Source organism: Allobranchiibius huperziae, from assembly GCF_013410455.1.
Lineage (GTDB): Bacteria > Actinomycetota > Actinomycetes > Actinomycetales > Dermatophilaceae > Allobranchiibius > Allobranchiibius huperziae.
The window spans coordinates 2643697-2657384 of the sequence record NZ_JACCFW010000001.1; the positions used below are offsets into that span (position 1 = coordinate 2643697).

The window sequence follows — 13688 nt, forward strand, 5'->3', positions numbered from 1 at the left end:
ACACTCGCGCGGGGACGCGAGGAGAACGCGGCGGGTCAGCCCAGCGCGCGGTTGAGGTCGCGCACGAGCGACGGGCCGCTGTAGACGAACCCCGTGTAGACCTGCACCAGTGCCGCACCCGCGTCGATCAGGGCCTTCCCGTCGGTGACGGACATGACCCCGCCCACCCCGATGACCGGCAGCACGGTGTGCTCGGCGACGTAGCGCACGATCCTGCGGGTACGCCGGGTGAGCGGCGAGCCGGACAGGCCCCCCTCCTCGTCGACGAGCGCGAGGTCGGCGCCGCGCAGTCCGTCGCGGCTGAGGGTGGTGTTGGTGGCGACGATGCCCGCGATGTCGGCGTGGCCGGCGACCTCGAGGATGTCGTCGATGGCCTCGTTCTTCAGGTCGGGGGCGATCTTGACGAAGATCGGCACCGGGTCGCCGGAGCGGGCCTGCGAGAGCTGGCTGGCCTCCTGCACCAGGGTGGCGAGCAGCTCGCCGAGCGGTTCGCGACCCTGCAGACCCCGCAGGCCTGCCGTGTTGGGGCTGGACACGTTGACCGCGATGTAGTCGGCGAGGCCGTCCAACGTGCGCAGGCACGTGAGGTAGTCGTGCACGGCGTCGTCGACCGGCGTCGACTTGTTCTTGCCGATGCTGACCCCGATGGGGATGGAGAGCGGGCCGACCGCGCGCAGCCGGGTCGCGAGGGCCTCGACGCCGTCGTTGTTGAAGCCCATCCGGTTGATGATCCCGGTGCTGTCGTAGACCCGGAAGAGGCGCGGCTTGTCGTTGCCGGGCTGCGCCAGCGGCGTCACGGTGCCCACCTCGATGTGGGAGAAACCGAGCGCCGACCACCCCTTCAGCGCCAGCCCGTCCTTGTCGACGCCGGCCGCGAGACCGACCTTGCCGGGGAAGGTGATGCCGGCGACCTGCACCGGTGCCGTCGGTACGGCGCACGCGCGGCGTACCAGATCGAGGACGCGCGGCCGCTCGGCGAGAGTCGAAAGCCGTTGCAGCGTCTTGTGATGCGCAGCTTCGGGGTCACCCTCCTCGCTGCGGAAGAGCACGGGCCGCAGCACGCGTGTGTAACCGGCTTCCATCGTCTTGGCGAGCAGGTCCACGCCCTGCAGCTTACGAAGTACGCCGGGTCGGCGCGAACGGCGCGCTCAGATCAGGTGCGCGCGCCCGTCGAGCCGCAGCTGCTCGACGAGTTTCTTCACGTCCTGCGCCCGGTCGCGGGTGGTGACGAGCACGGCGTCCATCGTGTCGACCACGACGACGTCCTTGATGCCGAGCGCGACGACGGTGCGGCCCGACCCCGGCGCGACCACCCCGGTGGCGTCCTTCATCACGACCAGCGACGACTCACCGAGCACCTTGACACCGGGCTCGTCCTGACGGTCCATCAGCAGCGTGGCCAGGGAGGCGAAGTCGCCGACGTCGTCCCAGCTGAACGTCGCGGGGATGACGGCGACCTGGCCGTCGACCGAGGCGGGCTCGGCGATGGCGTTGTCGATGGTGATCTTGGTCAGCCGCGGCCAGAGCTCGGAGAGCCGTAAGGGCCGCGCCGCGATCGCGCGCAGATACTCCGCGAGCAGCGGCTGGTAGTGGGCGATCATGTCCATCAGCGACTTGGCCTGCACCACGAACATGCCGGCGTTCCACCAGTAGGCGCCGCTCTCGAAGTACTCCTCGGCGGTCGGCCCGTCGGGCTTCTCGACGAACGCGTCGACCTCCCGGGCCCGCGGCGCGCCGTCGACGGGCAACTCCTCACCCACCTTGATGTAACCGAATCCCGTTGCGGGGTGGTTGGGTTCGATGCCGATGGTGACCAGCTTGCCGGCCCGCGCGACGTGCACCGCCTCGGTGACGCACTCGCAGAACGCGACGACATCGTTGATGACGTGATCGGCCGCGAAGGAGCCGATGATCGCGGCGGGGTTGCGCTGCTCCAGGATCGCGGCGGCCAGTCCGATGGCCGGCAGCGACTCCCGTCTCGAGGGCTCGGTCAGCAGGTTGTCGAAGCCCAGGGTGGGCAGCTGCTCGCGTACGGCGTCCACGTGCGGCACGCCGGTGACCACCATGAACCGCTCCTCGCAGAGCGGGACGAGGCGATCGACGGTGCCCTGCAGGAGGGACTGGCCGGATCCGGTGAGGTCGTGCAGGAATTTCGGCGACGACTCCCGCGAGAGCGGCCAGAGCCTCGTACCGGAACCGCCCGCAGGGATGATCGCCCAGAAATCGGGGATCGCCGTCGGCAGGAGGGATTCGGACATGGTGGAACGCTAACCCGAAACGCCGGCCGGGCGGCCCCAATCGGTCGGCTCACTGCACCCTGGACCATGAGAATCCACACAATCCAACAACGGCTCTTCACCGGATGATCACCTTGCCCGGCACCGGGCGTTCACCCTCCCGTCGACGAGGGCCGCCAGCGTCAGCCGTATGCGGGTCGCCATCGTCACCGAGTCGTTCCTGCCCACCCTGAACGGCGTCACGACCAGCGTGTGCCGCGTCGCCGACCACCTGTTGGACGGCGGGCACCAGGTCCTGATCGTCTGCCCCTCACCCGCCCCCACGTCGTACCGGGGAGCGCGGGTGCACACCGTCCCCGGCGTCACGCTGCGCGACTTCCGGGTCGGTGTGCCGTTCCCCGACCTGTCCAAGGTCCTGGCCGACTTCCGGCCGGACGTGGTGCACGCGGCGTCGCCGTTCGCGCTCGGCGCCCGGGGCATCGCGGCGGCCCGCGACCTCGGTGTGCCCACCGTCGCGGTCTTCCAGACCGACATGGCGACCTACCTGTCGCAGCACGCCGGCACCGCCTCGAGCGCCGTGGAGCGCGTCGTCTGGCACTGGCTGCGTCGCGTGCATTCCCTCGCCGACCTCACGCTCGCACCGAGCGCCACCTGCGCGGCCGACCTGGAACGGCACGGGATCCCGCGCGTCGCACCGTGGGGTCGCGGGGTGGACACCGACCTCTTCCGCCCCCGCGGCGCCGCCGACACGGCGACCCACGAGCTGCGCCGCTCCCTCGCCCCGCAGGGACAGACGGTCGTCGGGTACGTCGGTCGCCTGGCGCCCGAGAAGGAGGTGCATCGGCTCGCCGAGATCGCCGATCTGCCGGACGTCGCGCTGGTCGTCGTCGGTGACGGGCCGAGCCGCGCCAAACTGGAACGGCTGCTCCCCCGGGCGCGCTTCCTCGGCTACCGGCAGGGAGCCGAGCTGGCCCGGGCGTACGCCGCGTTCGACGTCTTCGTGCACACCGGCACCTGCGAGACGTTCGGGCAGACACTGCAAGAGGCCATGGCGTCAGGGTTGCCGGTCGTCGCACCGGCCAGGGGTGGGCCCCTGGACGTCATCCGCGCCGGCGTGCACGGCCACCACTTCGACCCCGACCGGCCGGGCGCGCTGCAGGAGGCGGTGTGCGGAGTACTCGCGGATCCGCTCGGCTGCCGCCGGATGGGTGCGGCGGGTCGTCAGGACGCGCTGCAGCGAGGCTGGGCGCCGGTGGTCGATCAGCTGCTGACCTACTACGGGCGGGTCACGCACCCGGCGTACGACCGGCGCGTCGCCATATGACAGCGCCCGGGCCGCAAGGACCCGGGCGCCGCACAGACCGGTCGCTCAGTGAGCGCCCTTCTTGGCCTTGCGGAAGTCCTTGTTCAGCTGGTTGATCACGTCGAGCGGGATCTCCTTGGGGCACGCCGCAGCGCACTCCCCGATGTTGGTGCAACCGCCGAAGCCCTCGGCGTCGTGCTGGTTGACCATCGAGACCACGCGCGAGTCGCGCTCCGGCTGACCCTGGGGCAGCTCGCCCAGGTGGGCGATCTTGGCGCCCATGAAGAGCATCCCGGACGCGTTCGGGCAGGCCGCCACGCACGCGCCGCAGCCGATGCAAGTCGCGGTGTCGAACGCGCGATCGGCGTTGGCCTTGGGCACCGGCACCGAGTGCGCCTCAGGGGCGGCACCGGTGTTGACCGAGATGTAGCCGCCGGCCTGGATGATCCGGTCGAACGCCGAGCGGTCGACCACGAGGTCGCGCAGCACCGGGAACGACGACGCGCGCCACGGCTCGACGGTGATCGTCTCGCCGTCGCTGAAGGAGCGCATGTGCAGCTGGCAGGTGGTGGTGACATCGGGGCCGTGCGCCATTCCGGAGATCATCAGTCCGCACTGCCCGCAGATGCCTTCGCGACAGTCGGAGTCGAAGGCGACGGGCTCCTCGCCCTTGCCGATGAGGTCCTCGTTCAGGACGTCGAGCATCTCCAGGAACGACATGTCGTCGGAGATGTCGCGCACGTCGTACGTCGCGAAGTCGCCGCCGTCGTCGGGCCCGGCCTGACGCCAGATCTTGAGGGTGAGATTCATGGTTACTTGTAGCTCCGTTGCTTCAACTCGATGAAGTTGTAGACCAGGTCCTCTTTGTGCAGCGTCGGCGTGAGGGCCACGTCGTCGCCGTCACGGTCGGCGCCGAACTCCCACGCCGCGACGTACGCGAAGTTGTCGTCGTCGCGCAGCGCCTCGCCGTCCTCGGTCTGGCTCTCGCTGCGGAAGTGACCGCCGCAGGACTCGCGCCGGTGCAGGGCGTCGATGCACATCAACTCGCCGAGCTCGAGGAAGTCCACGACCCGGCCGGCCTTCTCCAGCGACTGGTTGAGCGTGTCGGCGCTGCCGAGCACGCGCACGTTGCGCCAGAACTCCTCGCGCAGCGAGCGGATGAGGCCGATGGCCTTGTTCAGCCCCTCCTCGCTGCGCTCCATGCCGCAGTACTCCCACATGATGTGGCCGAGTTCGCGGTGGAAGGAGTCGACCGAGCGCTCGCCGTTGATGGAGAGCAGCTTCTCGATCCGGTCGGTGACCGCCGTACGCGCCTCGACGACGGCCTCGTGCTGCTCGTCGACCTTCTCGAACGGGCCGGAGGCGAGGTAGTCGCGGATGGTGTTGGGCAGCACGAAGTAGCCGTCGGCGAGGCACTGCATCAGCGAGGACGCGCCCAGCCGGTTGGCGCCGTGGTCGGAGAAGTTGGCCTCACCGGCCGCGAACAGCCCGGGGATCGTGGTCTCCAGGTCGTAGTCGACCCACAGCCCGCCCATCGTGTAGTGCACCGCCGGGTAGATGCGCATCGGCACCTCGTACGGCGACTCACCGGTGATCCGCTGGTACATGTCGAAGAGGTTCCCGTACTTCGCGGCGACCTGATCGCGCGACATCCGCTCCATGGCGTCGGCGAAATCGAGGTAGACGCCGCGGCGGAAGTCGCCCACCTTCGGGCCCACACCGCGTCCGTCGTCGCACATCGCCTTGGCCTGCCGCGACGCGATGTCGCGGGGCACCAGGTTTCCGAACGCCGGGTAGATGCGCTCCAGGTAGTAGTCGCGGTCCTCCTCGGGGATGTCCCGGGGGTCCTTGTCGCAGTCGTCGCGGTTCTTCGGCACCCAGATGCGGCCGTCGTTGCGCAGCGACTCACTCATCAGCGTCAGCTTCGCCTGGTGCTCACCGGAGACCGGGATGCAGGTCGGGTGGATCTGCGTGTAGCAGGGGTTGCCGAAGTAGGCGCCCTTGCGGTGCGCGCGCCACGTGGCGGTGACGTTGCAGCCCATCGCGTTGGTCGACAGGAAGTAGACGTTGCCGTAGCCGCCGGAGGCGAGCACCACGGCGTCGGCCAGGTGGGTCTCGATCTCGCCGGTCACCATGTCGCGGGCGATGATGCCGCGGGCGCGGCCGTCGACCACGATCACCTCGAGCATCTCGTGACGGGTGAACGCCTCGACGGTGCCGGCGGTGACCTGCCGCTCCATGGCCTGGTACGCGCCGATCAGCAGCTGCTGACCGGTCTGGCCGCGGGCGTAGAAGGTGCGCGCGACCTGCACGCCGCCGAACGAGCGGTTGTCGAGCAGGCCGCCGTACTCGCGGGCGAACGGGACGCCCTGCGCGACGCACTGGTCGATGATCGCGGTGCTGACCTCGGCCAGGCGGTAGACGTTGGTCTCGCGCGAGCGGTAGTCGCCGCCCTTGACCGTGTCGTAGAAGAGGCGGTAGGTCGAGTCGCCGTCGTCGTTGTAGTTCTTCGCGGCGTTGATGCCGCCCTGCGCGGCGATGGAGTGCGCGCGACGCGGGCTGTCCTGGTAACAGAAGGACTTCACGTGGTAGCCGGCCTCACCGAGCGTGGCGGCGGCGGCACCGCCGGCCAGCCCCGTCCCCACGATGATCACCGAGAGCTTGCGCCGGTTGGAGGGGTTGACGAGCTTGTTCTCGAACTTCGCCTCGGTCCAGCGGTTCTCGATCGGGCCGTCGGGACACTTGGTGTCCGCGATCGGCTCGCCCTCGCGGTAGAGGTCTTGAATCAGGTCAGACATCTGCGGCCCTCACTTGATGACGCCGAACAGGATGAACAGGGGCGGGACGATGAAGCCGACGGCGACGATCAAGCCGATGGCCAGGCCCGCGAGCTTCCAGTACCGCCGGGCCGCGGGCGTGCTCGCGAGGCCCAGGGTCTGCGAGGCGCTCCAGACCCCGTGGTGCAGGTGCATGAGCAGCGCGGCCATCGCCACCAGGTAGATCAGCGTCATCCACCACGTGTTGAACGTGTGCACGACCAGCTCGAACGGGTCCTGCGTGACCGACGCGCTCTGGCCGCCGGGGCCGACGTTCACCTTGAAGAAGGTGAACTCGATCAGGTGCCAGATGATGAAGAGCAGCAGCGCGAGCCCGCCCCAGCGCATCCACTTGGACGAGAACGACTGCACGACCGTCTTCTTCACCGCGTAGCGCTGCGGCCGGGCGGCCTTCGAGCGCTTCCACAGGGTGACCGCGGCGTAGATGTGCAGCACCACGCTGACCCCCAGCACGATCTCCATGATCGTGAGGAAGCCGTGCCGCGGCAGCTCCGGAGTGCCCAACGTGCGTAGGCCCTCGGCGTACTCGTTGTACGCGGCGTGCCCGGCGAAGAGCTTGAGGTTGCCGTACATGTGCGCGAGCACGTACAGCACGAAGATGATGCCCGTGACCGCCATGACGGTCTTCAGGTAGACGCTGCTGCCCGTCTTCCCCGTGCGCTTGGCGCGCTTCGCAGGGAGGGTTGAAATAGCCACAGCCTGGAGATTACTGCGCAGTTGCGCGCGCCCCTCGCTTAGGTGGGCCTCACCCGGCGGATGTGTCGTGCGACACCTGGTTGTACGCCGCGAGCGTCGGTTGCCGGTGCTGCGGTCACCTTCCGACACCCGGCGTAGGCATCAGGCGGCCTGGACGAGGACCGCTGGCGTCAGCTCCCCTGCCGGCCGCCGCGCGGGTGGGTTATCGGCGCTGCGGTCACATTCCTGCGTCTGTCGTACGCGGCCGGGTGGGTTGTTGGCGCTTCGGTCACTTCCCGACATGCCAGGTGGCGCTGGAGCGGAAGGGGGGGCAAGCGGCTCCCTTCCAGGCGCCTGAAAACATCGGCTGGCGGCGCGGCCCGCCCACCAGATCCACCCCCACGTGTGGAATCGGCGCCGCGGTCACTTTCCTGCGGAGACGGGGACCCCGCGGGCGGCAGGCGTCCCGGCGAAGGAGAAGTGGCGCACGGGACGCCACACCTCGTCCGCACCGTGCTCGTAGAGGTCGAAACCCTCGACCTGGAACCGCGCCTCGAACCCCGCCAATTCGTTGAACGCGCGGTCCAGACCCTCTTCGGGTACGTCGTGGGCGATCGTCACGTGCGGGTGGTAGGGGAAGAGCAGCGTGCGGGCGACCGGGCCGGAGCGCACCTGCGCCTCGATCTGCTCGCAGTTGCTGATGCCCTCGGCGACCGCCACGAAGACGACCTCGGAGGTCGGCCGGAAGGTGCCCGTGCCGCGCAGCGTCATCCGGAAGGGGCTGTGCCGCGCGGCGACCGAGGCCAGGTGATGCAGCAGCACGTCCCGGTCGGCTTCCTCCAGCTGCGTCGGCGGCATCAGCGTGACGTGCGGCGGCACGGCATCGGCGAGGTCGTCGCCCGCGCGGCGCCGGGCCTCCTGCAACTGGGCCGCCCACGGCTCGGGCACCGCGAAGGAGACTCCGATGGTCGGCATGCAGGTCAGGCCCGCGGGAGGAAGCCGACGGCGTCGTAGGCGCGCTCCAGGACGACGGAAGCGACCTCGCGAGCGCGATCAGCGCCCTTTCGCAGCACTGCGTCCAGCTCGGCAGGGTCCGCCAGCAGCTCATCGACATGTGTCTTGAACGGCCGCTGCAACTCGGTGACGAGTGTGGCGACGTCGCCCTTGAGCGCGCCGTACCTGTTCTCACCGGCGTACTGCTCGACGAGCGCTTCGACGGATTCACCCGACAGCGCGGCGTGGATGCGCAGCAGGTTGGCGATGCCCGGCTTGGCCTCCGGATCGAAGCGCACCTCGTTGTCGGTGTCGGTGACCGCCGACTTGAGCTTCTTCACGTTGGCCTTGGGCTCATCGAGCATCCACAGGCTGCCGTTCTGGTTCTCCGCCGACTTGCTCATCTTCGACGTCGGCTCGACCAGGCTCATGATCTTCGCCGTACCGGCCGGGATGTGCGCCTCGGGCACCACGAACGTCTCGCCGAAGCGGGCGTTGAAGCGCTGCGCGAGATTGCGGGTGAGCTCCAGGTGCTGGCGCTGGTCCTCGCCCACGGGCACCGCGGCGGTGTCGTAGAGCAGGATGTCGGCCGCCATCAACATCGGGTAGGTGAAGAGCCCGACGTTGGCGGAGTCGCCGCCCCCTCTCACAGACTTGTCCTTGAACTGCGTCATCCGCGACGCCTCACCGAAACCGGTGATGCAGTTGAGAATCCAGGCGAGCTGCGCATGCTCGGGCACGTGCGACTGCACGAAGACGGTAGAGGTCTCGGGGTCGATGCCGCCGGCGATGTACTGCGCGGCCGTGATCCGGGTACGCCGCCGCAGGTCCTCCGGCGAGACCTGCCCGCCGGTCAGGGCATGCAGATCGACCACACAGAAGAACGCCTCGAAGTCGGCCTGCATGGCCACCCAGTTCACCTGCGCACCGAGGTAATTGCCCAGGTGGAGCGAATCGTGGGTGGGCTGCATCCCGGACAGGATGCGGGGCCGATGTGCTGGCGTAGCGGACATGGCCGTCATTGTGCCAAGACCGCTCGCGCGTGGCACGTTCCGGGCGCTCGACTGCTCAGTACCGCGCTGTCCCACCGAGTACAGTCCGTTGGCAGATCGAGGCAGGGAGGGACCCACGATGCTTGCGCGGCAACGGCAGGAGGTCATCCTCACCACGGTCGAACGCGACGGGGGCGTGCGCGTGGCCGACCTGGTGACCGAGCTCCGGGTGAGCGACATGACTATCCGTCGCGACATCGAGGCGCTCGCCGAGAAGGGCCTGGTGCACAAGGTGCACGGCGGCGCGACGCTCGCCGACCGCAGCATCGACGAGCCCGGCTTCAGCGTGAAGTCGGAGATGAACCCGATCCAGAAGTCCGAGATCGCGCGCACCGCAGCCTCGCTCATCCCACCCGGTACGGCCGTCGCCGTCTCCGCCGGCACCACGGCGTACGCGGTGGCGGTCGAGCTGCGTGCCATCAAACGGCTGACGGTCGTCACCAACTCCCCGCGCGTCGCGGAGTTGCTCTACGACCCGACCCGCGACGACCAACTCGTGGTGCTGACCGGTGGTGTGCGTACGCCGTCCGACGCGCTCGCCGGTCCCGTCGCCAACGCGATGCTCGCGACCACGCACGTGGACACGTTGATCCTGGGCGTGCACGGCATCGACCTCGAGGCGGGCCTCACGACGCCGAATCTGCAGGAAGCACAGACCAATCGGGCGCTGATCAAGTCGGCGAAGAAGGTGCTGGTGGTCGCCGACCACAGCAAGTGGGGCGTCATCGGCCTGTCGACGATCGCGACCCTGGACCAGGTGGACACGCTGGTCACCGACGCGGAGCTCGACGAGGAAGCGCGGCGCGAGCTGTCCGGACACGACATCAACCTGATCGTGGCGCCCCGCTCCGACGACGACTGACGCTCCCGCCCTCCCCGGCCCGAGTGGCATACATATGTTTCCGGTGCACCCCTTACGAGTGCGCCGCTCGAGGGGTTTGTCTGCCACTCGAAAGGTCGGGCACTGGCCACTGCTGCGAGTGCCCCGTGCGCAGCCCTACTGCGCGCAGGCGTCGCAGCATCGGGGTTGCGTTCCACGCGTCGTCCCAGATCCACCGGACCACGGTGAGACCAAGTGCCCGGAGGCGGTCTTCGCGCTGCTTCTCACGCCAGAGGATCCCTGCCGCCTGCGCCGATGACTGCCTGTCGTCGACGCCGTACTTCGTCTTGCCGTCGAATTCGCCCACGACGCCGAGTTCCTTCCAGAACATGTCCACCCGCCCGATGAATCCCCGGTAGTCGCGGAACTCCACCTGCAGGCTCGGCCGCGGAAAGCCGGCCGTGTAGAGCTGCACCCGGCTCAGGGACTCGCCGGCCGATTCGCCTCCGACATCGGCGAGCGCAAGTGCCAGCGCGGCGAGCTGCCGCCCCCTACCGCCGCGCGGCACAGCGCGAAGCTCGGCCCGGAGCTCGTCGTGCGACGCGAGTCCTCGCGTGAGGACGCTGTCCATCACGCTCACCCCGGAAGCGAGTGACTGCACCCTTGCAATGTCCACCGCCGTACGCGCCGGGCTGGTCACGCACAGACCGTCCAGCTCAATGCCGTCGGGCAGGTTCTGGGTGCGTCGGCGAATCAACCCGGGTGACCTGCCGGTCCGGCCATCAGCGACCAGCATCTCGACGGACGACTGCTGCTTGCCGACGGTGGGCAGACCCCAAGCCCGGGCCGCCGTGCAGTGGGAGAACAGGCGGCCCCGCTCGGCCGAAGCGGAGATTGCGTGCGCCCGTAGAAGCAGCTGCGCATTGGCCGACAGCTGCTCCCAGCCGTCGCGATCGACGTAGGCACCGCGGCGGACACGCTGCAATCGGGCGGCGTTCGATTGCTGGTCCGCCGGGCCATCCCCGTCGGCAGTGACATCGCCCAGCCCTCCGGCCACCAGAGGGAGGGCTGCAGCGGCGTCAGCGTCGACCAGCTGGATGCGGCCCAAGTGGTACGGCCGGGCAGGGAAGGAGGGCTCGTCCATCCGGCACGGTGGCATGAATGAGCGATCGCCCGCAGACGTCATCCACAGCCTCGTCGAGTGGCATACATATGTTTCGACTGGCGTACCTACATGTGGTGCACCCGATACATATCTATGCCACTCGACAGGAGGGCGTCAGTAGGTCGGCGAGAGTTGCCTGAACGCAGCCACGACCGGCGGCAGCACCTGCTCGACTTGTGAGGCCATCCGCGCGTACGCCTCGTGCCCCTGTCGGAACGGGTCGTCGATGCCGGAGTCGTCGACGTCACGCGCCTCGACCTCTCCCCGGCGCGACGAGGCCAGCGCCACCAACGCAGCGACTCCACTCACCCCAGAGGGCACGTCGGCGGCTCCCACCAGATCGCTGAAGTCGGCAAGAGCGAAGACGTAGCGCAGGCCTCGCGGGGCGGTGCGGACCACCTCGCTGCGGTGTTCCCGCGTCGCGGTCAGCACCAGATCGGCCTGCTCGACCATCGCGGGGGTGAGCTGACGCGCGAGGAAACCCTCCGCGTCGACACCACCTTGGGTCAGGAGTTCGGACGACTCCTCCGACATCGGCTCCCCCACGAGCGCCATCGTGCCCGCGCTGGAGACCTGGACGCCGAGGTCACCTATCGACGCGCGCAGCAGTCGCTCGATGTAGGGCGAGCGGCACACGTTGCCCGTGCACACGACCAGGACGGCGCCGGCATCAGTCATGCCTCGCATCGTAGGGGTCGCGCGATGCGTCTATTCGGCCGGATCGAAAGTAAAGAATGCGTCAAGGAATGGTACGCATAAGACAGATAAACAACAGGCCTTCCAGCGATCTGCCCGCCCTGCAAAAAGGACCATGCTCTAAGGCGTCTGAGTCCTCGAAACGGCTGTTAGCGTCTACCGCGTTCTACCCGCCAGGCTGCCCACTCAGCGACGGCCATCCTCCGTGAGAGGTCTGCCTTATGGTTACGCTTCCACCCCGTGACGACCGTCGTACGACGGGCCGACACCGAACGGTGCAAGGCGAATACGCTAAGTAACGCAAGAGTAACCTAGCCCCGCTGCAGACTCACCATGGGGGAGAGTCACGCCGTCCGGCATCACGCAGCGCCGACAATTCGCCGTCGAAATGACGCGTGACCGGCCCATTCTCAAGCTTTAGTTCGGAAAGGTTTTCCGTGGATCTTCGGACCTATCTGCGAGTCCTGCGCAAACGGTGGAGAATCGTGGTCACCACCACGATCGTCATGGTCGTGCTCGCGTCGGCATACACGCTGGCGAGCACGAAGTCTTACCAATCCACTGTGCAGTTCTTCGTGTCGACCTCCGACTCGAGCGACTCGGCGCAGTTGGCCCAGGGCAGCACCTTCAGCCAGGCCCGCGTGACGTCGTACACCCAGCTCGTCACGGCCCCCGTGGTGCTGAACCCGGTCATCGAGCAGCTCAAGCTGCCGACGACGGCGGCCGACCTGGGCGCGAAGGTTTCGGCGACCGTGCCGCCCAACACCGTGCTGATCAACGTCGCGGTGACGAACACGAGCGCCTACCAGGCGCAGCGCATCGCCGCGGCGATCGCCCAGCAATTCCCGAAGACCGTCGAGGGCATCGAGCGGGTCTCCGCCAAGTCGCAGAGCCCGGTCAAGGTGACCACCACGAAGTCCCCGATCATCGACCGCTCCCCCGTGAGCCCTCGCCCGGTGCGCAACGTGCTGCTCGGTCTCGTGCTGGGTCTGCTGCTCGGCATCGGCCTCGCTGTGCTGCGTCAGCTGCTCGACAACCGGGTCCGCACCAAGGAGGACGTCGAGGAGCTGGCCGACAACCTCACGGTCATCGGCACGATCCCCTTCGACTCCGACGCCGCCAAGCACCCGCTGCTCCTGGCCTCCGACACCCACTCCACCCGGTCGGAATCCTTCCGGTCGCTGCGCACCAACCTGCGCTTCGTCGATGCCGCTCACCACCACCGGATCATCGTGATGACGTCGGCGTTGGCCGGCGAGGGCAAGACCACCACGACGGCCAACCTGGCGTTGACGCTGGCGGAGAACGGCCTGAGCGTCTGCCTGATCGAGGGCGACCTGCGCCGGCCGCGTCTCCTCGACTACCTGGGCCTGGAGGGCGCCGTCGGTCTGACCGACGTCCTGATCGAGCAGGCGTCGCTGGCGGACGTGCTGCAGCCGTACGGCAAGCACCGCCTCTCGGTGCTCGGCGCCGGCCAGCTGCCCCCGAACCCGAGCGAGCTGCTCGGCTCCCCCGCCATGGGCGAGACGCTGCGACGCCTCAGCGAGCAGTTCGACTACGTCCTCATCGACGCGCCGCCGCTGCTGCCCGTCACCGACGCCGCCGTGCTCAGCACTCAGGCGAGCGGCTGCGTGCTGGTGGTCGGCAGCGGTCTGGTCACCCGTGACCAGCTCGGCGCGGCACTGGGGTCGCTGCAGGCCGTCAACGGCACCGTGCTCGGTGTGGCGCTCAACCGCGTCCCCCGCGCCAACCGCGTCGCCGGTTACTACGACTACTACACCTACCGGCCGAACCCGGGCGGCACTCGCGCCGCGAGCCACGCCAAGTCCGAGCACGCATCGAGCCGGAAGTAAACGACACACACATGGACCAGCACAGCGCGGAGGGGCAGGCCGCGCACCCACTCGTCG

The 13688-nt window shown here is 68.7% G+C and carries 12 protein-coding genes; 3 read left to right on the forward strand and 9 right to left on the reverse strand.

What is annotated here, in order from left to right; all coding sequences use genetic code 11:
- Positions 1-35 precede the first annotated feature (35 nt).
- Together HNR15_RS12395 and HNR15_RS12400 are read right to left on the reverse strand one after the other, a co-directional pair.
- A complete protein-coding gene (locus HNR15_RS12395; protein ID WP_343048531.1) occupies positions 36-1103 on the reverse strand; it encodes a quinone-dependent dihydroorotate dehydrogenase in 1068 nt (355 codons plus the stop codon).
- A 45-nt stretch (positions 1104-1148) separates the two neighbouring features.
- Complete coding sequence (locus HNR15_RS12400) at positions 1149-2258, reverse strand: mannose-1-phosphate guanylyltransferase (RefSeq protein ID WP_179482220.1); 1110 nt, start codon at positions 2256-2258, stop codon at positions 1149-1151.
- Positions 2259-2427: 169 nt separating this feature from the next.
- Here HNR15_RS12400 and HNR15_RS12405 point away from each other — a divergent pair, with 169 nt between their 5' ends.
- Entirely contained in the window at positions 2428-3561 is a 1134-nt protein-coding gene (locus tag HNR15_RS12405) for a glycosyltransferase family 4 protein (protein ID WP_179482222.1), read from the forward strand.
- Positions 3562-3606: 45 nt separating this feature from the next.
- On the opposite strand, the gene HNR15_RS12410 is transcribed toward HNR15_RS12405, so the two are convergent.
- The 5 genes from HNR15_RS12410 to trpS form a co-directional block, all read right to left on the reverse strand.
- Complete coding sequence (locus HNR15_RS12410) at positions 3607-4350, reverse strand: succinate dehydrogenase/fumarate reductase iron-sulfur subunit (protein WP_179482224.1); 744 nt, start codon at positions 4348-4350, stop codon at positions 3607-3609.
- 2 nt (positions 4351-4352) lie between these two features.
- Positions 4353-6338 carry a fumarate reductase/succinate dehydrogenase flavoprotein subunit gene (locus HNR15_RS12415; RefSeq protein WP_179482226.1) on the reverse strand — a complete coding sequence of 662 codons (1986 nt, stop codon included), beginning with the start codon at positions 6336-6338 and terminating at the stop codon, positions 4353-4355.
- 9 nt (positions 6339-6347) lie between these two features.
- The gene (locus tag HNR15_RS12420; RefSeq protein ID WP_179482228.1) at positions 6348-7073 is read right to left on the reverse strand and encodes a succinate dehydrogenase/fumarate reductase transmembrane subunit; all 726 of its coding nucleotides are present in this window, start codon (positions 7071-7073) and stop codon (positions 6348-6350) included.
- 402 nt (positions 7074-7475) lie between these two features.
- Positions 7476-8027: a 2'-5' RNA ligase family protein gene (locus HNR15_RS12425; RefSeq protein ID WP_179482230.1), complete on the reverse strand. Its 552-nt coding sequence runs from the start codon at positions 8025-8027 to the stop codon at positions 7476-7478.
- A 5-nt stretch (positions 8028-8032) separates the two neighbouring features.
- Positions 8033-9067, reverse strand: a complete 1035-nt coding sequence (gene trpS / locus HNR15_RS12430) for a tryptophan--tRNA ligase (RefSeq protein ID WP_218883702.1) — start codon at positions 9065-9067, stop codon at positions 8033-8035.
- Positions 9068-9176: 109 nt separating this feature from the next.
- Between trpS and HNR15_RS12435 the strand changes: the two genes are divergently transcribed.
- Positions 9177-9959, forward strand: coding sequence for a DeoR/GlpR family DNA-binding transcription regulator (locus HNR15_RS12435; RefSeq protein ID WP_179482234.1), 783 nt, complete (start codon positions 9177-9179; stop codon positions 9957-9959).
- A gap of 52 nt (positions 9960-10011) precedes the next feature.
- Here the strand turns inward: HNR15_RS12435 and HNR15_RS12440 are convergent, their stop codons facing one another.
- Both HNR15_RS12440 and HNR15_RS12445 read right to left on the reverse strand, forming a co-directional pair.
- Positions 10012-11061: a hypothetical protein gene (locus HNR15_RS12440; protein WP_179482235.1), complete on the reverse strand. Its 1050-nt coding sequence runs from the start codon at positions 11059-11061 to the stop codon at positions 10012-10014.
- A 135-nt stretch (positions 11062-11196) separates the two neighbouring features.
- A complete protein-coding gene (locus HNR15_RS12445) occupies positions 11197-11760 on the reverse strand; it encodes an arsenate reductase/protein-tyrosine-phosphatase family protein (RefSeq protein ID WP_179482237.1) in 564 nt (187 codons plus the stop codon).
- A gap of 455 nt (positions 11761-12215) precedes the next feature.
- On the opposite strand from HNR15_RS12445, the gene HNR15_RS18860 reads away from it, so the two are divergent.
- Positions 12216-13631, forward strand: coding sequence for a polysaccharide biosynthesis tyrosine autokinase (locus HNR15_RS18860; protein WP_179482239.1), 1416 nt, complete (start codon positions 12216-12218; stop codon positions 13629-13631).
- Positions 13632-13688: the final 57 nt, after the last annotated feature.

What these genes read in the sequence shown, in the direction of transcription:
- HNR15_RS12400 (WP_179482220.1), bottom strand. Translation starts at nt 2,258, where the DNA reads ATGTCCGAATCCCTCCTGCCGACGGCGATCCCCGATTTCTGGGCGATC.
- HNR15_RS12405 (WP_179482222.1), top strand. Translation starts at nt 2,428, where the DNA reads ATGCGGGTCGCCATCGTCACCGAGTCGTTCCTGCCCACCCTGAACGGC.
- HNR15_RS12410 (WP_179482224.1), bottom strand. Translation starts at nt 4,350, where the DNA reads ATGAATCTCACCCTCAAGATCTGGCGTCAGGCCGGGCCCGACGACGGC.
- HNR15_RS12415 (WP_179482226.1), bottom strand. Translation starts at nt 6,338, where the DNA reads ATGTCTGACCTGATTCAAGACCTCTACCGCGAGGGCGAGCCGATCGCG.
- HNR15_RS12425 (WP_179482230.1), bottom strand. Translation starts at nt 8,027, where the DNA reads ATGCCGACCATCGGAGTCTCCTTCGCGGTGCCCGAGCCGTGGGCGGCC.
- trpS (WP_218883702.1), bottom strand. Translation starts at nt 9,067, where the DNA reads ATGACGGCCATGTCCGCTACGCCAGCACATCGGCCCCGCATCCTGTCC.
- HNR15_RS12435 (WP_179482234.1), top strand. Translation starts at nt 9,177, where the DNA reads ATGCTTGCGCGGCAACGGCAGGAGGTCATCCTCACCACGGTCGAACGC.
- HNR15_RS12440 (WP_179482235.1), bottom strand. Translation starts at nt 11,061, where the DNA reads ATGGACGAGCCCTCCTTCCCTGCCCGGCCGTACCACTTGGGCCGCATC.
- HNR15_RS12445 (WP_179482237.1), bottom strand. Translation starts at nt 11,760, where the DNA reads ATGACTGATGCCGGCGCCGTCCTGGTCGTGTGCACGGGCAACGTGTGC.